Genomic DNA, 16,844 nt, shown 5'->3' on the forward strand with positions numbered 1-16,844 from the left:
GCCCGGCTTGCTTTTACAGGGCGGTTGGCCTATTGTGCAGTGCGCAAAAAAATAATTCGGGTGCAATTTTGACAGACAAGAAAAGCAGCCTTGCTACATTGACGCTGGCCGCCGTGGGCATCGTCTACGGCGACATCGGTACCAGCCCCCTCTATACCCTCAAGACCATCTTCGACCCCGACCACGGCCTGGCGCTGAACGAAGCCAACCTGCTGGGTGTCGTTTCGCTGATCTTCTGGGGGCTGACGATCGTTGTCTCCCTGAAGTACGTCACGCTGGTGCTGCGTGCGGACAATCGCGGCGAGGGCGGCATCATGGCGCTGATGGCGCTGGCGCTCAATTCCGTCAGCAAGCGCTCCGGCTGGCATTTTCCGCTGCTCGTGCTGGGCGTGCTGGGTGCCACCATGTTCTATGGCGACAGCGTGGTCACCCCGGCGATTTCCGTGCTGAGCGCGATAGAGGGCCTGGAAGTGGCGACGCCCGCGCTGGAACATTACGTGGTGCCGCTGACGATCGTGGTGCTGGTCACGCTGTATTCGGTGCAGCGCCATGGCACCGCCGGCATCGGCCGCTTCTTCGGGCCCGTGATGGTGCTGTGGTTCGCCGCGCTGGCGGTCATGGGCATCGTCAACATCGTCGAGCGGCCGGACATCCTGCGTGCACTGAACCCGCTGCACGCCGTGCACTTCATGATCGACAACGGCTTCGTCGCGTTCGTCGGCCTGGGCGCCGTGGTGCTGGCATTTACCGGCGCCGAAGCGCTGTACGCGGACATGGGCCACTTCGGCAAGAAGCCGATCCGCATGGCGTGGTTCACGGTGGCATTCCCCGGGCTGGCGCTGAACTACTTCGGCCAGGGCGCGTTGCTGCTGCACGCGCCGGAAGCGATCTCGAATCCCTTCTTCCAGCAACTGGGCAGCTGGAGCATCTACCCGCTGGTGGTGCTGGCCACGATGGCCACCGTGATCGCCTCGCAGGCCACCATCTCGGGAACCTTCTCGATGACCAAGCAGGCCATTGCACTGGGCCTGCTGCCGCGCATGCGCGTGATGCATACCTCCGAGCACCAGATCGGCCAGATCTACATACCGGCCGTCAACTGGCTGCAGCTGATCGTGGTGCTGATTGCGGTGATCGGCTTCGGCTCGTCGGACGCCCTGGCCGGCGCCTACGGCATCGCCGTCTCGGCCACGATGCTGGCAACCACGATCCTGACGTTCTTCGTGATCCGCTACCGCTGGCACCTGCCGCTGCCGGTCTGCATCCTCGCCACCGGCTTCTTCCTGGTGATCGACGTGCTGCTGTTCTCGGCCTGCACGCTGAAGCTGTTCCACGGCGGCTGGATGCCGCTGCTGCTCGGTACCGCGCTGTTCACGATCATGCTCACCTGGCGCACCGGCCGCCACCTCGTGTTCAAGAACCTTGAAAAGCACGCGATCCCGCTGGACGCCTTCCTGGACTCGCTGTTCGTGGCGCCGCCGGCACGGGTGCCCGGCACCGCCGTGTTCCTGCGCGGCGAAAGCGACGGCGTGCCGCATGCGATGCTGCACAACCTGTCGCACAACAAGGTGCTGCACGAACGCGTGGTCTTCCTCACCGTGCATATCCTGGAAGAGCCGTACGTGGCGCCGGAAGAACAGGTGCGTATCGCCGACCTGGGGCACCAGTGCTACCAGGTCAACGTCGACTACGGCTTCAAGGACGAGCCGGACATTCCCGCCATCCTCGAGCGCTGCGCCGAACACGGCTTGCGCTTCGAGATGATGGAGACCTCCTTCTTCATCGCCCGCCAGACCGTGATCTCGGCGCCGCAGCAGGGCATGGCGCCATGGCGCGAACACCTGTTCGTGGCGATGTCGCGCAATGCCCGTGCCGCGGCCGACTATTACCAGATTCCGCCGAACCGCGTGATCGAACTGGGCACGCAGGTCGAGATTTAAACTTGTAACGAAATGTTGTCCCGTGGGAGCGGCAGTGGCACTCTGTTAAACTTTCGCTCCACCGGCGACGGCCAACGATGCAAACAACCCTTGGCACGACTTTTCAACGACTTTTCTATCCAGGTAAGAGTGACCCCATGAAATCGATTCTCCAAATTCTCGCGACGCTGGCTTGTGCGCTGGCCCTGACTGCTTGCGGCGGCAGCGACGACGCACCGGTGACGACCCCCGACCTGCCGGTCGTGACGAAGGCCGACCTGGCCGTCGGCACCGGCATCGAAGCCATCGCCGGCGACAGCGTCACCGTTGCCTATACCGGCTGGGTGTACGACAGCACCAAGGCCGAAAACAAGGGCACCCAGTTCGACCAGGCCACCGCGGCCAGCCCGTTCACCTTCCAGCTGGGCAAGGGCACCGTCATCGCCGGTTGGGACCAGGGCGTGGTCGGCATGCGCGTGGGCGGAAAGCGCCGCCTGGTGATTCCGCCAAGCCTGGGCTACGGCGCGGTGGCGAACGGCGTCATCCCCGCCAACTCGACGCTGGTGTTCGATATCGAAGTGCTGTCGATCAAGCGCTGAGCACTGCTCGCTGAGCATTACTGCCAAAAGAAACGGCGACCCGAGGGTCGCCGTTTTTTTTGTGCTGCCCCTGCTCCTGCTGCGGCCGGTCAATCCCGCAAGGCGCCGGCCGGCGCCAGCCGCAATGCCGCCAGCGCATGGCGTGCCGTGGCGAGCAGCGCCACCAGTGCCGCCAGCAGCGTTGCGGCCACGAGCGGCCATTGGCCCAGCGGCGCGCGTTCGACGAAGTCCGCCAGGTAGCGTTCGATCGCCAGCCATGCCAGCGGTACGCCAAGCAGCATGCCGGCGGCCAGCAGCGCGGCGAATTCGCGGCCCAGCAGCCGGGCAATGGCACCCTTGCCGGCCCCGTACAGCTTGCGCAGCACGATCTGCCGGCGGTTGCGCTGCACGCTGTAGGCGGCCAGCACGTAGATGCCGAACGCCGCCAGCCCCACGGCCAGCGCGCTGGCCGTGCCCAGCATCCGCGCCAGCCGCGCATCTTCCTGGTAAGCCTGTGCGAACAGGGCTGCCGCGCGCTGCACGGTCATGATCCGGTCCGGGAAATAACGCTGCCACAGCGGCGCCAGCGCACGCTCCACGTCGTCCACGCTGGCGGTGGTGCGCAGCGTCAGCACGCTGTAGCCCGGCCGCAGCAGGTAGACGATCGGTTCGGTTTGCCGGCGCAGGTCGTTGTGGCGGACGTCCGGCGCAATGCCGACGATCGGGCCGAGGTCGGGAAACGGTGCCTGGCCCACCGCCGCCTGCGGCGCGGGATAGTCCAGCACGGCAGCAGCGGCGGCATTGAGCACCAGCGCATCGCCGCCGGTGCGGTCGGTATCGGCCCGGTACAGGCGGCCGAACAGCGGACGAATGCCGTACACCTCGAAGAAATCCGGCGACACCGGCTTGATTTCCAGCCGCAGGTTGCGCCCGTCGTGGGTACGGAAACCCTGCACGATCTTGTTGCCGTCGCGGCCCACCGCCTCCGACGAGAGCGCCGCCCCGTCGGCCAGCGGCAGGCCGCGCACCGCCTCCGAGAAGGCCTGGATGGATGCCGGCGTGGCATCCTCGGGCAAGTCCACCGTCACCAGTCGTGCCGGATCGAAGCCGGGATCGGCATGGCTGGCAAAGCGTGTCTGCCACGCCACGGCGATCGCCATGCCGCCAAGCGCGATCGCCGTGGCGAACTGCAGCGCCGTCAGGGCGCGGCGCAGCCACAGCCCGCCCACCGTTTCAGTGTTGTCGCGCCCCGCCAGCGCTGCCGCAGGCCGCACGCGCAGCGCCACCAGCGCCGGCCAGCCGCCCGCCAGCACGCCGGTCAGCAGCGCCGCCAGCAGTGCGAGGGCGATGCGCGCAGGGCTGAAGAAACCTTCCAGCGTGCGGTCGATCAGGCCGGCAAACGTGGGCAGCAGCAGCCACGCCAGCATCATGCCCAGCACCGCGGCCAGCAGGCAGACGAGCACCGATTCGGCGATGAACTGCGCTGCCATGCGCGGCGCGCTGGCGCCGAGCAGCTTGCGCAGGCCGGATTCGCGCTGGCGCTGCTGGGCGCGCACGGTGGCGAGGTTGACGTAGTTGGTCACGGCCAGCAGCAGGATCAGCAACGCGATGCCGGCCAGGCCCAGCACGGTGGAGCGCTTGCCGTAGTTGCCGCCGCTGCGGCTGGCCGCCATGTCGGGGTCGAAGTAGGCGTCCGGAAGCGCCATCAGTTTCACTTCGGTGCCGGGGCCCTGCATCGTCTTGCCGATCGGGCGCGCGCGCATGCGCTGCTCCAGCGGTGACGCATCCATCGCTTTCTGCAGCAGCGCTTCCAGTTGCGCGGCGCCGGCGCCCGCCTTCAGCTTCAGGAAGATGCCGCCGCGCCGCCAGTCCGGTGTCACCGTGCGCTCGGCCACCGGGCGCGCGCGGCTCAACGGCCCGGTCAGCGCCTCCCAGCGCGTCGTGGCGTTGGCGGGAAGATCGGGCAGCACGGCCGCTACCCTCAGCGTTTCGCCGTTCACCTGTACCGTGCGGTCCAGTACACCGTTCGCGGTGCCGAACAGGCGGCGGGCCGTCTCGTGCGTCACGGCCAGCGCATCGGGCCGCGCCAGCGCCGCTGCGAGGTCGCCGGCCAACGGCACGATGCCGAACATGCCGGCAAATGCCGGATCGACGGCCAGCAGCGCGACGTCATGCAGGTGTGCGCCGGCGCGCAGCGGCTCGCGCAAGCGCACGGCGATGCTGGCCTGTCCGACCAGGCCGCTGTCCAGCGCGACCTGGCGCAGCGGAAGCATCGAGCGGGCATCCCAGTCCGGCCGGGGAAACCAGTTGATGCGCTGCTTCACCTGCGTCACGCGGGCGGCGTCGGGCACGTGGCTGTCGTAGCTGAAGCAGTAGCGCACGTAGCCGAGCAGCAGGAAGCACGCGGCAAAGGCCAGCGCCAGGCCGAGCACCGTCACGAGTGAAAAACCGGGTTCGCGCAGCAGCAGGCGCCAGCCGATGCGGAAATCACGCAAGTTCATCGCTATCCTCTCAGGAGCGCAGCACGGCGGCCGGTGCGGCACGCAGGGCGGCAATGGTGTGGCGCAGCGTGGCGAGCGCCGCCACCAGCACGGCGATGGCGGCAGCGAACAGCAGCGTCCAGCCGCCGACCGGTGCCTGGTCGACGAACCCGGCCAGGTAGCGGTGGATCGCCAGCGCGGCGGGAGGCAGGCCGGCCAGCGCGCCGGCACCGAGCAGCACGGCATATTCGCGGCCCAGCAGGCGTGCGATCGCGGGCCGGCCGGCGCCATACAGCTTGCGCAGCACGATCTCGCGGGCGCGGCGCTGCACGTTGTAGGCCGACAGTACGTAGATGCCGAACGCCGACAGCACGATCGCTATCACGCTGGCACCGCCCAGCAGCGTGGCGAGGCGCAGGTCCTGCGTGTAGTTCTCGGCCAGGTAGCTGGTGGCGCTGCGCACCGTCGGTATGTCATCCGGGAAGTAGCGGCGGAACTCGGCTTCCACCTGGCGCGCCACTTCCTGCGTGTTGCCATCGGTGCGAATGGTCAGCACCTGCGCGTCGTAGTAGTTCAGGAACAGCATGGGCCGCGGCCGGTCGCGCAGCGACTCCTGGCGCAGGTGCGGCGCGATACCGATCACGGTGGCCGTGCGGTTTTTCCCCGCCAGGCTCACGTGGGCACCCACCGCGCTTTCAACCGGATCGAAGCCCAGCGCCCTGGCGGCTTCCGCGTTCAGCATCACGCCCTTGCGCTTGCCATCCTCTTCGATCGCCGGATCGAAGGTCCGGCCAGCCAGCGCCCGCACGCCATAGACCTGGAAGAAGTCGGCCGATACGCTGCGGTGCACGAGCACGGCTTCGGTACCGTTCAAGCCGCGCACCGTGTCGTTGATGCCGACGATGGGCTGGCCGACGCCGTTCTCGGCATACGCCACGCCGCGCACGTGCGGCAGGTGGCGCAATGCCTCGCGCATCTGGCGTCCTTCCGGCGACCGGCTCAGCGGGCGCGGCAGTTCCACGACGAGCAGCGGTGCCGGATCGAAGCCGGGATCGGTGTTGCTGGCGTGGCGGGTCTGCCAGGCCACGGCCAGCGTTCCCGCCGTGAGCCCCATTGCCACGGTCAGCTGCAGCACCGTCAAGGCGCGGCGCACCCACAGGCCGCCCTGGCTTTCCTGTTCATGGCGCGCCGCAAGCGCCGCATTGGGCCGCATGTTCAGGGCGATCCAGGCCGGATACAGGCCAGCCAGCAATCCGGTCGACGCGCCCGTGGCCAGCGCGGCCAGCATGGCGACCGGTGACGCCATCTCGTCCAGCGGCTGGTCCAGCAAGCCGGACAGCGTCGGCAGCAGCAGCCAGGCGATCAGCAGGCCCAGCGCGGTAGCCAGCAGCGCCACCAGCAGCGCCTCCGCCAGGAACAGTCCTGCCAGGCGCGCGGCACCGGCACCGAGCACCTTGCGCAGCACGATCTCGGGCTGGCGACGCAGGGTGCGCACGGTGGCCAGGTTCACATAGTTGGCGGCGGCCAGCAGCAGCACCAGCATGCCGACCGCACCCAGGCCCAGTACCGTCTTCCTGTCGCCGTGATTGCCGCCGCCGGCCAGGTCCGGATCGAAATACAGGTCGGGCAGCGCCGTCAGCGCCACGTCGACGGGCTTGCGGCCGGTGAGCTTGCCGGCCATGGGCGGCCCCATGCCGGCCGAGAGGACCGGATCGATCGCGCGCTGCAACTGGTCCGTGAACACTGCCTGCGTAATGCCCCGCGACAGCCGCACGTACAGCTCGCCCGCCGTCAGGCCCCAATTTTTCTCCAGCATCCTGCGCTGGTCCTGCGGCAGCACCGGGCTGTCCACGCCGACCAGCATTTCATAGCGCAGCGTCGATGCCGCCGGTGGATTGTCCAGCAGGGCCAGCACGGTCAGGTTTTTTCCATCGAGGCGCATCACCTTGCCCAGCACCTGGCGCGTGCCGGCCAGCTTTTCGGCCGCGCGCCAGGTCAGCGCGACGCCATCGGGCCGGGCCAGGGCTTGCGCCAGGTCGCCTTGCGCGGCGCGCAGGCCGAACACCGCGGGGAATTCCGGTGTCACGGCCAGGCCCTTGACATGCAGCATGCTGCCCTTCGCCTCGACAGCGGCGCCCACGCCCAGGGCCATTGCCGCGGCACTGGCCATGCCGGTCTGCCGCGCCGCGCCGAGGAAGGGCAGCGGCGACGCTCCCATCCAGAGGGGATCGTGCAGGAAGTTGGGGCGCATCTTGACGGCATGGACTTCGTGCGCGGCCGGCACGTGGCGGTCGTAGCTGAATGCGAACGCCACATACATCATCAGCAGGAAGCAGGTGGCGAAACCGGCCGCCAGGCCCAGTATCGTGACGGTGGAGTAGGCCGGTTCGGCCACCAGCAGGCGCCAGCCGATGCGGAAATCACGCAAGTTCATCGCTATCCTCTCAGGAGCGCAGCACGGCGGCCGGTGCGGCACGCAGGGCGGCAATGGTGTGGCGCAGCGTGGCGAGCGCCGCCACCAGCACGGCGATGGCGGCAGCGAACAGCAGCGTCCAGCCGCCGACCGGTGCATGTTCGACGAAGGCGGCAAGGTAGGCGTGGATCGCCAGCGCGGCCGGCGGCAGGCCGATCACGGCGCCCAGCGCCAGCAGCACCGCGAACTCGCGCCCCAGCAGCCTGGCGATGGCGGCACGGCCGGCACCGTACAGCTTGCGCAGCACGATCTCGCGGGCGCGCCGCTGCACGTTGTAGGCCGACAGTGTGTACACCCCGAAGGCCGACAGCAGGATGGCGACGAGGCTGGCGGCACCCAGCAGGGAAGCCAGCCGCAGGTCCTGCGCATAGTTGCGGGCGAAGTGGCTGGCCGCCGGGCGCATCACCGGAACGTCGTCTGGGAAGAACCTGGCGAACAGGCCGGTGGCCTGCCGCTCCAGTTCGCGCAGGTCGCCATCGGTGCGGATCGTCAGCACCGTGGCGCCCAGCGCATTCCGGTAGAACATCGGCTGCGGCCTTTCGCGCAGCGATTCATGCCGCAGGTCGGGTGCGATGCCGATCACGCGCGCTGTCATCTGCTTGCCGAGGTGGTCGAACGATACCAGCTCGCCGACCGCGGCCTGCGCGTTTGGAAATCCCAGCGCCAGCGCGCCGGCCCGGTTCAGCATCACGGTGCTCGGGGTCGCGTCCTGCTCGATCTTCGGGTCGAACGTGCGGCCCGCCACCGCCGTCACGCCGTACAGCTGGAAGAAATCGGCCGAGACGTTGCGCGACACGAGCACGGCGTCCCGTCCGCCCAGCCGGCGCACCGGGCCATTCTGGCCGGCGAACGGCTGGCCCACGGCATTCTCGGAAAACGCCACGCCCTGCACGTGCGGCAGGCGGCGCAATGCTTCCCGGTACTGCAGGCCCTGCGGGCCTTGCCAGAGCCCTCGCGGCAATTCAACCGTGAGCAGTGGTGCGGTGTCGAAGCCCGGATTGGCCGAGCTGGCAAAACGGGCTTGCCAGCCGATGGCCAGCGTGGCGGCCGTCAGGCCCATCGCCACGGTGAGCTGCAGCACGGTCAGCGCACGGCGCAGCCACAGGCCGCCACGGGGCTCCATTTCCCGGCGCGTCGCCAGCACGGTGGCAGGGCGCATGTCCAGCGCAATCCATACCGGGTACAGCCCGGCCAGCAGGCCCGTCCCCGCACCGACGGCCAGTGCCGCCAGGATCGTGGCCAGCGACATCATCTGGCCAAGCGGGCGGTCCAGCACGTCCGACAGGGCGGGCATCAGCAGCCAGGCCAGCAGCAATCCCAGCGCCGTGGCCAGCATGGCAACCAGCAACGCCTCGGCCATCAACTGGCCGGCGAGGCGGAATGCACCGGCGCCCAGCACCTTGCGCAGCACGATTTCCGGCTGGCGGCGCGTGGTGCGCACGGCGGCCAGGTTGACATAGTTCGCCACCGCCAGCGCCAGCACCAGCACGCCGACCGCGCCCAGGCCGATGACGACGGCCTTGTCGCCATGCGGCGTGCTGCCGGGGCGTCCTTCCAGGCTGGTGTCGAAATACAGGTCGGGCAATGGTGTCAGGGCCAGGTCGACCATCTTGCGCGAACCCAGCTTCTGCAGCAGGTCGGGCGGCAGTTCGCGGAGCAGCGGCGAATGGTCGAACTTGTGCTGCATGTGGGCCGTGAAGTCCGCCGGCGCGACACCGGGCGCCAGGCGCACGTACAGGTAGCCGGCGATCATGCCCCACGACTGTTCCATGTGCTCGCGGTATTCCCGCGGCATCAGGATGCTGTCCAGGCTGTTGACGAGTTCATACTGGTGGACCGCCGTCGCAGGGGGATCCGCCAGCAGCGCCGCCACGACCAGCGTCTTGCCGTCGATGTGCAGCACCTTGCCCAGCGCCTTGCGGGTGCCCAGCGCCTTCACTGCCGCGCTGTAGGTCAGCGCGATCGCATCGGGCCGCGCCAGGGCCTGCGCCAGGTCGCCTTCGGCGGCCGACAGGCCGAACACCTTCGGGTAGCCCGGCGATACCGTCAGCAGCTTCAGCCGCTGCACGCCGGACGGCGTGCGCAGACTTGTCTCGACGGGCATGGCCAGCGCGGCTGCCTGTGCCATGCCGCTCTTTTCCGCCACGCCCAGCAGCGGCAGCGGCATGACTTCCATCCAGCCGGGTTTGCTGATCAGGTTGACGTACTGCTTGAGTGCATACACTTCGTGCGCGGCCGGCACATGGCGGTGGTAGCTGAACGCGAAGGCGACATAGGCCAGCAATGTGAAGCAGGTGGTGAAACCTGCGGCGAGACCGAGGATCGTGACGGCCGAATAGCCCGGCTCCGCCGCCAGCTGGCGCCATGCGAGGCGCAGTTGCCTCATGCGGCACGCAGCGCGTCGACGATGATGCGCCCGTCCAGCAGGTTCAGGGTGCGTGATGCCTGTGCCGCGTGGGCCGGCGAGTGGGTGACCATCACGACCGTGGTGCCTTCGGCATTGATGGTGCGCAGCAGGCGCATCACGTCGTCGCCGTGCGCCGTATCCAGGTTGCCGGTCGGTTCGTCGGCCAGCAGGATGGCGGGGCCGGCCACCAGGGCGCGGGCAATCGCCACGCGCTGCTGCTGGCCCCCGGACAGTTGCGACGGCCGGTGTTTCGCGCGGTGCGCCACGCCCAGCTTGTCCAGCATGGCCGCCACCTTCACCTTGCGTTCGCGTGCCGGCATGCCCGTGTATTCGAGCGCCAGTTCCACGTTCTCGAACACCGACAGCTCCTCGATCAGGTTGAAGCTCTGGAAAATGAAGCCGATGCGGCCGCGGCGCAATTCGTTGAGCCGCGATTCGCTCCAGCCGGACACGTTGCGGCCCTCGAACCAGTAGTCGCCGCTGCTCGGCACGTCGAGCAGGCCCAGTACCGACAGCAGCGTGGACTTGCCGCAGCCCGAGGGGCCGGTGATCGCCACGTATTCGCCGGCGTCGATATCGAGGTCGATGCGGTCGAGGGCGGTGGTCTGTACTTCTCCGGCCACGTGGATCTTGCTGACGCCTGACAGTTTGAGCATGGGATTTCCTTTGATGAGAGTGGCAAGATTACTGCAAAGTGTTTACTGGTTGAGCTGCAGCCTGGCTGAATTGCCGAAGGCCGCGTAGCCGGAAACGATGACGCGCTCGCCCGGCGCGAGGCCCGACAGCACCTCGATCTGTGCGTTGTTGCGGCGGCCGGTGCGGATCGCGCGGCGTTCGGCATGGATCGCATCGGTGAAGACATAGACCCAGGCCGCGCCGGAATCGGCCACGAAGGCGCCGTTCGGCAGCAGCAAGGCCGGACCCGGCTCGCCCAGCGTGATCTGCGCGTCCAGGCTCTGGCCGGGGCTCAGCACCGGCTGGCCTTCGGTGAACAGCAGCTCGGCCGTGAAGCGGCCTTCCTTGATCTGCGGGTACACGGTACCGACCTTGACCGGATAGCGCCGGCCATCCTGCGTGACCACGCCGATGCGGCCGACCGAGACGCGGTTCAGGTAATACTCGTCGACCAGCGCGGACAGCTTGAAGCGCTGCGGATCGTCGATGCGGCCGACCCGCTTGCCGGTGACGATCGATTCGCCCACCTGCAGGCGGAAGTCGGTGAGCCGGCCGGCCACGGGCGCGCGCACGGCCAGCGCGTCGACGGTCTGTTCGACCAGCCGCAGGCCGGTGGCCAGGCCGGTGATCGTTTGCTCCAGGCGGCCGAGCGCATTGCCGCGCACCTTGTCTTCCGCTTCGATGCTGTGCTGTTCGAGTGCCAGCGCGCGCTGCGACTTGTCGCGCCGGTCGCGCACCTCTTCCAGCGCCACGGCCGAAACATACCCCTGGCTGGCCAGCCGCTCGGTGCGCGCCAGGCTTTTTTGCGCCTGTTCCAGCGCGAACGACAGGTCGTCCAGCCGGCGCTGGCGTTCGGTGCGGTTGCTTTGCTCGGCCACGCGCAGGGTCGACAGGTTTGAAATCTGCTGCGCGTATTCGGACTGGCGCGCCAGCAGTTCCAGGTTGCGCTGCGGGTTCGAAATACGGAACAGCAACTGGCCCTTGTCGACCAGGTCGCCGTCGCGCGCATGCACTTCCTCGATGCGCCCCGATTCGACCGAATCGAGCATCACGGCGGTCAGCGGCTCGGCATTCGCGCGCACGGCGATGTCGTCGCGGAAGATGCCCCGTTCGACGGTGACGATGCGCAGGTCGGCGCCATCGACCTGCAGGCCGCGCGGCATCCAGTGCCAGATCGCGACGCCGGCGGCCAGCACCGCCAGTGCGCCGGCGAACGCCAGCGCAATGGCGCGGCCGCGGCGGCGGGGCACGATGGTATCCATCGCGGCGCCGCTTGCCGTCTTGTTGGGGGATGGGGGCATGATGTGCATGACCTCCCCACTGCAAGGCATGTGCCAGGCCTGTTTCCAGGCCTCTTTCGGCGCGTTCCGCCGGGGTTCTGGCCGGAAGCGGACAAGGTGTGGTGTCCGCTTCCGGACAGCTCGCAAAAGCCTTGTCCACCGCGCGAATGCTGCTGCTAGAATGCCCCGATCCCAACCGTGCCGAGTCTTCGTTTCGATGCTCAATCCCATGCCCGATTCCACCGCCCGCGTCCTGATCCTCGACGACGATGCCGACGTGGCCTATGCGGCGCGCATGCTGCTGCGCCGCCGCTACAGCGAGGTGGCGGTGCTGCACGACCCGGCGCAGCTGGACGGCATGCTGGCCCGCGGCGTCCCCGACGTGGTGCTGCTCGACTTTAATTTCACGCCGGGCCGCACCGACGGCGCCGAAGGCCTGGCCGCGCTGGACGTGTTGCGCCGCCAGCCGCAACCGCCGGCGGTGATCGCGCTCACCGCCTATGCCGACGTGCCGCTGGCGGTGGAGGCATTGAAGCGCGGCGCCACCGACTTCATCACCAAGCCGTGGGATAACGCGCGGCTGGTGGCGGCCGTCGACGCGGCGCTGGCGCTGCGGCGGCCCGCGGCCGGGGTGGTGCCGCACGGCGCGTCCGCGCTGATGGGCGATTCGGCGCCGATGCAGGCGGTGCGCGCGATGATCGCCGGCGTGGCGCCCACCGAGGCCAACGTGATGGTGCTGGGCGAGAACGGCGTCGGCAAGGAGCTGGTGGCGCGCGCGCTGCACGTGCAATCGCGGCGCGCCGCGGGCACGTTTCTTTCCGTGGACATGGGCGCGTTGCCGGAATCGACGTTCGAGAGCGAATTGTTCGGCCATCGCAAGGGCTCGTTTACCGATGCGAAGGCCGACCGCGCGGGGCGTTTCCAGGCCGCGCGCGGCGGCACGCTGTTTCTCGACGAGATCGGCAACATGCCGCTGGCCGCGCAGGCCAAGCTGCTGACGGCGCTGGAGCGGCGCGAGGTGACGCCGATCGGCGCCGACCGCCCCGAAAGCGTGGACGTACGCATCGTCAGCGCCACCAACCTCGATGAGGCCCGGCTGTTCGACCCTGGCGTGTTCCGCGCCGACCTGCTGTTCCGGCTCAATACCATCGTGGTGCGCGTGCCGCCGCTGCGCGAGCGGCGCGACGACGTGCCGCTGCTGGCGCGCCACTACCTGGCCTTGTACGAGGCACAGTATGGCAGGCCGGCGCGGGCGATCGCGCCGGGCGCGGTGGACGCGCTGTGCATGCATGCGTGGCCGGGCAATGTGCGGGCGCTGCGCCATGCCTGCGAGCGGGCCGTGATCCTGGGTGCACATGCGGAATACCGCATCGACGATTTCGGACTGGCCGCCGTCGCGATGCCGGCACTGGCAGCGGTGGTACCAGCGGCGCCAGTGGTGCCACTGGTGCCAGTGGCGGCAGTGGCCAATGCCGTGCGCGAGGAGGCCACGCTGTCGTCGCTGGAGCGCGAGGCGATTGCCGCTGCGCTGGCGCAGGCGCAGGGCAACATCAGCCATGCCGCGCGCATGCTGGGGGTTTCGCGCGCGGCGCTGTACCGCAAGCTCGACAAGCATGGCATCTGAGCGGGCCCTGCGCCTCGGCGTGGTGACCGGTGCGGCCGCGCTGGCCGGGCTCGGCGCCTGCGCGGCGACGGTCACGGATTCGCCGCGCCTGCTGGTGCTGTGCGGGCTGGCGGCCGTTGCGGCCACCACGGTGTTGTGGCGCTGCCTGGGGGCGTTGCGGCTGCCGGTGGCGCAACCCGAATTGCCGGTGCCCGTCGCTGCATGGCCGGCGTCGGCATCGATGCTGGCGCTGGAAGCACGGCTCGAACATGCGCCGATCGCCTTGTTCCGTATCGATGGCATGGCCGGACCGGATACCGTCGCGCCGGTCAATGCGAATGCGCGGCGGCTGGTGGCGCCGGGGCGGGCCAGCGAGCCGGCGACGCTGTACGAACTGCTGGCCGCGCAGCCGCCCGATGAGCGGCGCCTGGTCAGCTTCGACACCGAGCGCGGGCTGGAGCGGGCGATGGTGGCCGTTTCCTCGATGACGGTGCAGGGTCACGCGCAGCGGCTGGTGGCGCTGATGCCGGTCGAGAGCCAGCTGGAAGCGGAAGCGCTCAACGCGTGGCGGCAACTCGTGCACGTGCTGACGCACGAGATCATGAATTCGCTGACGCCGGTCGCCTCGCTGTCGCGCACCGCGCACGACCTGCTGGACGAGCTGTCGGCGGACTTGCCGGCCGATGCCGCCGAAGACCTGTCCACCGCGCTCGATGCGATTGCCCGGCGCGCCGCCAGCCTGGTCGACTTCGTGTCGAGCTACCGCAGCCTGTCGACGCTGCCGCAGGCGCAGCCCGAGCGGGTACACCTGGGGCGGCTGTTCGCGCGGCTGGCGGCACTCGTCGGGCCGCGCTGGCAGGCACGGGGCGGCAGCGCCGAATTCTCCGTCGAACCGGCCTCGCTGGAAGTGGTGGTCGATCCGGGGCAACTGGAACAGGCGCTGATCAACCTGCTGAAAAACGCGTCCGAGGCCACCGAGCAGGTGGCATCACCGCGCGCCACCATCGTCGCGCGCCTGGGGCGGGGTGGACGGCTGCGCATCGAAGTCTGCGACAACGGCCCCGGCGTACCCGTCGACCTCGCGCCCCACATCTTCACGCCATTCTTCTCGACGAAAAAGCAGGGCCGCGGCATCGGCCTGGCGATGGTACGGCAGCTCGTGCACGGCAACGGCGGCACCGTCCGCTACGCCCGCTCGGTCAGCAACGGCGCCCGGTTCATCGTCAGTTTCTAGCAAAGTTGCCAAAAACCGGGGTCAGACCCCGAATTTTGGAAATATTTCAGCGCAGCATGTCGATGTGCGGGATGCCGTCTTCGTCGTAGGGGGCGCTGATGGTGGTGAAGCCGAAGCTTTGGTAGAACTGTTCCAGGCGCTGCTGGGCGCCGATGCGGATGCGGTGGCCGGGGTGCTGCAGTTCGGCGCGGCGGATGCCTTCGGCGACGAGCTGCCGGCCGATGCCGGTGCCGCGCGCGATGGCGGGGGTGAGAATGCGGCCCAGGGACATTTCGGTGTACTTGGCGCCAGGGGCGAGGCAGCGCAGGTAGGCAACCAGGCGGCGTGCGCCGTCGATCGTCTGCCAGGCCATCAGGTGGTGGGCGGCCTGGTCGTGGCCGTCGATGTCGGGGTACAGGCAGGTCTGTTCCAGCACGAAGACTTCCTGCCGCTGGCGCAGCACTTCGTACAGGTCCCCGCGCGGGATGCTTTCAAACTCCAGCCACTGCCATTCGATCATTTCAATGTCCCCGGATAAAGCGGGCATTGTAAAGGCAGTGGCTGGCGAGGTGCCGTTAGACGACCGTCAGCGTGACGTCGATGTTGCCGCGGGTCGCGTTCGAGTACGGGCAGACGATGTGCGCGGCCTGCACCAGTTTCTCGGCCGTTTCGCGGTCCAGGCCCGGCAGCGAGATCTTCAGTTCGACTTCGATGCCGAAACCGGTCGGGATCGGGCCGATGCCGACGGTGGCGTCGATCGACGTATCGGCCGGCACGGCGATCTTGTCGCGGCCACCGACGAATTTCATGGCGCCCAGGAAGCAGGCCGAGTAGCCGGCGGCGAACAGCTGTTCCGGGTTGGTGCCTTCGGCGCCGTTACCGCCCAGTTCCTTCGGCGTGGTCAGCTTGACGTCCAGCACGCCATCGCTGGACACGGAACGGCCTTCGCGACCACCGGTGGATTTGGCATTGGCACGGTACAGGACTTTTTCGATCGACATGATGCGGTTCCTTTCAGTTAGGTAATTTTCGATTCAATAGCGCACTATTTTCAGCGTGCATATCGAAGGTTTCTCTACTGCCTGGGACGCTGTTTGCGTCGTCCATGTACACACTATAAGTAGTCGGCGATTAAATAGCAAGCGATTTATTATGAATTTGTCGTGACATCACAATGCGGTCTCGAATCCTTCCAGCGCGTTGACGATATTGATGCCCAGTTCGCGCAGCGGGCTGCCGCCTTCGAACACGAAACAGGTCGGCAAGTTCAGCCAGGCCAGCCGTTCGCCGAGCCGCAGGTAATCGCCACCGCCGAGGCCGAAGCCGCCATGCGGCTCGCCCTGGAAGGTGTTGGCGCCCAGTGCGACCACGAGTGCTTCCGGCCGGTACATCGACAGCCGCACGCACGCCGTTTCCAGTGCCGTGAACCATGCCTGCGCGTTGCTGCCCACCGGCAGCGGCAGGTTGACGTTGTAGCCATGGCCGGCGCCGCCGCCGGTCTCGTCGGCATGCCCGCTGTAGAACGGATAGGCCTGGCGCGGTTCGGCATGGATCGACAGGCACAGCACGTCCGGCCGGTCGTAGAAAATGCCCTGGGTGCCGCTGCCATGGTGGTAATCGACGTCGAGCACTGCCACGCGCTGCAAGCCATCGTCGAGCAGGTGCTGGGCGGCCAGCGCGGCATTGTTCAGGTAGCAGCCGCCGCCGAAGAAATCGGCGCCGGCATGGTGGCCGGGAGGGCGGGTCAGCGCGAAACTGCCGCGCTCGCCGACGCGCAGCGCGTGCGCCGCGTTGACGGCGCAATCGGCACCCGTTTTCGCCGCCACCCACGTGCCTGCGGTCAGCGGCGTGGTGGTGTCGATCGAGTACAGGCCGAGGCGGGCACCGAAGTCGTCCGGCTCGATGTCGGCGCGCATGCCGCGCACAGGCCACTGCGAAGCAAACGCATCCCGGTGGGCATGGTCCGGGGAACGGGCGATCCATGCGCTCCAGGCGGTGCGCAGGAAATGCAGGTAGCGCGGCGTGTGCACGCGCTCGAGCGACATCAGCGGCACGCCGTGCGGCGTGACGATGCGCCCGAGCCCGCGCCGCCCCAGTTCGGCGAGGACGCCGTCGATGCGCTCGGGCGTGTCGCGTCCTGGGGCGGGATGCCCTTGCACGAGTTCATGCCGGGGCCGTAGTTGGCCGTGCTGTTCGTTAAAGAAGGTCAGCACGGC

Annotated in this window: 12 protein-coding genes; 4 read left to right on the forward strand and 8 right to left on the reverse strand. The window is 68.3% G+C overall.

Features of this window, described 5'->3' with window-relative positions:
* Positions 1–65: 65 nt before the first annotated feature.
* Entirely contained in the window at positions 66–1,940 is a 1,875-nt protein-coding gene (locus tag ACY34H_RS00925; RefSeq protein WP_464975777.1) for a potassium transporter Kup, read from the forward strand.
* A gap of 137 nt (positions 1,941–2,077) precedes the next feature.
* Positions 2,078–2,518: an FKBP-type peptidyl-prolyl cis-trans isomerase gene (locus ACY34H_RS00930; RefSeq protein WP_464975600.1), complete on the forward strand. Its 441-nt coding sequence runs from the start codon at positions 2,078–2,080 to the stop codon at positions 2,516–2,518.
* Between the two features lie 89 nt (positions 2,519–2,607).
* Here ACY34H_RS00930 and ACY34H_RS00935 read toward each other — a convergent pair whose 3' ends face one another.
* Genes ACY34H_RS00935 through ACY34H_RS00955 form a run of 5 tightly spaced genes read right to left on the reverse strand, consistent with a single transcriptional unit; the run spans position 2,608 to position 11,833 of the window.
* Positions 2,608–4,998 carry an ABC transporter permease gene (locus ACY34H_RS00935; RefSeq protein WP_464975601.1) on the reverse strand — a complete coding sequence of 797 codons (2,391 nt, stop codon included), beginning with the start codon at positions 4,996–4,998 and terminating at the stop codon, positions 2,608–2,610.
* Positions 4,999–5,008: 10 nt separating this feature from the next.
* Positions 5,009–7,411, reverse strand: coding sequence for an ABC transporter permease (locus tag ACY34H_RS00940; RefSeq protein WP_464975602.1), 2,403 nt, complete (start codon positions 7,409–7,411; stop codon positions 5,009–5,011).
* A gap of 10 nt (positions 7,412–7,421) precedes the next feature.
* Positions 7,422–9,836, reverse strand: coding sequence for an ABC transporter permease (locus tag ACY34H_RS00945; RefSeq protein WP_464975603.1), 2,415 nt, complete (start codon positions 9,834–9,836; stop codon positions 7,422–7,424).
* Positions 9,833–10,513, reverse strand: coding sequence for an ABC transporter ATP-binding protein (locus tag ACY34H_RS00950; RefSeq protein WP_464975604.1), 681 nt, complete (start codon positions 10,511–10,513; stop codon positions 9,833–9,835). The genes ACY34H_RS00945 and ACY34H_RS00950 overlap by 4 nt, the downstream gene beginning before the upstream one ends.
* 42 nt (positions 10,514–10,555) lie before the next feature.
* A complete protein-coding gene (locus tag ACY34H_RS00955; protein WP_464975605.1) occupies positions 10,556–11,833 on the reverse strand; it encodes an efflux RND transporter periplasmic adaptor subunit in 1,278 nt (425 codons plus the stop codon).
* Positions 11,834–12,041: 208 nt separating this feature from the next.
* Here ACY34H_RS00955 and ACY34H_RS00960 point away from each other — a divergent pair, with 208 nt between their 5' ends.
* Positions 12,042–13,436: a sigma-54-dependent transcriptional regulator gene (locus ACY34H_RS00960; RefSeq protein ID WP_464975606.1), complete on the forward strand. Its 1,395-nt coding sequence runs from the start codon at positions 12,042–12,044 to the stop codon at positions 13,434–13,436.
* Positions 13,426–14,649 carry a sensor histidine kinase gene (locus ACY34H_RS00965; RefSeq protein WP_464975607.1) on the forward strand — a complete coding sequence of 408 codons (1,224 nt, stop codon included), beginning with the start codon at positions 13,426–13,428 and terminating at the stop codon, positions 14,647–14,649. Before ACY34H_RS00960 ends, ACY34H_RS00965 begins: the two co-directional genes overlap by 11 nt.
* Positions 14,650–14,695: 46 nt before the next feature.
* On the opposite strand, the gene ACY34H_RS00970 is transcribed toward ACY34H_RS00965, so the two are convergent.
* The 3 genes from ACY34H_RS00970 to ACY34H_RS00980 all read right to left on the reverse strand — a co-directional run bounded on the left by ACY34H_RS00970 (position 14,696) and on the right by ACY34H_RS00980 (position 16,841).
* Positions 14,696–15,148, reverse strand: a complete 453-nt coding sequence (locus tag ACY34H_RS00970) for a GNAT family N-acetyltransferase (protein WP_464975608.1) — start codon at positions 15,146–15,148, stop codon at positions 14,696–14,698.
* A gap of 55 nt (positions 15,149–15,203) precedes the next feature.
* Entirely contained in the window at positions 15,204–15,629 is a 426-nt protein-coding gene (locus tag ACY34H_RS00975; protein WP_464975609.1) for an organic hydroperoxide resistance protein, read from the reverse strand.
* A gap of 168 nt (positions 15,630–15,797) precedes the next feature.
* Positions 15,798–16,841: a histone deacetylase family protein gene (locus tag ACY34H_RS00980; RefSeq protein WP_464975610.1), complete on the reverse strand. Its 1,044-nt coding sequence runs from the start codon at positions 16,839–16,841 to the stop codon at positions 15,798–15,800.
* Positions 16,842–16,844 lie beyond the last annotated feature (3 nt).

The organism is Pseudoduganella sp. jia 9 (assembly GCF_055502615.1).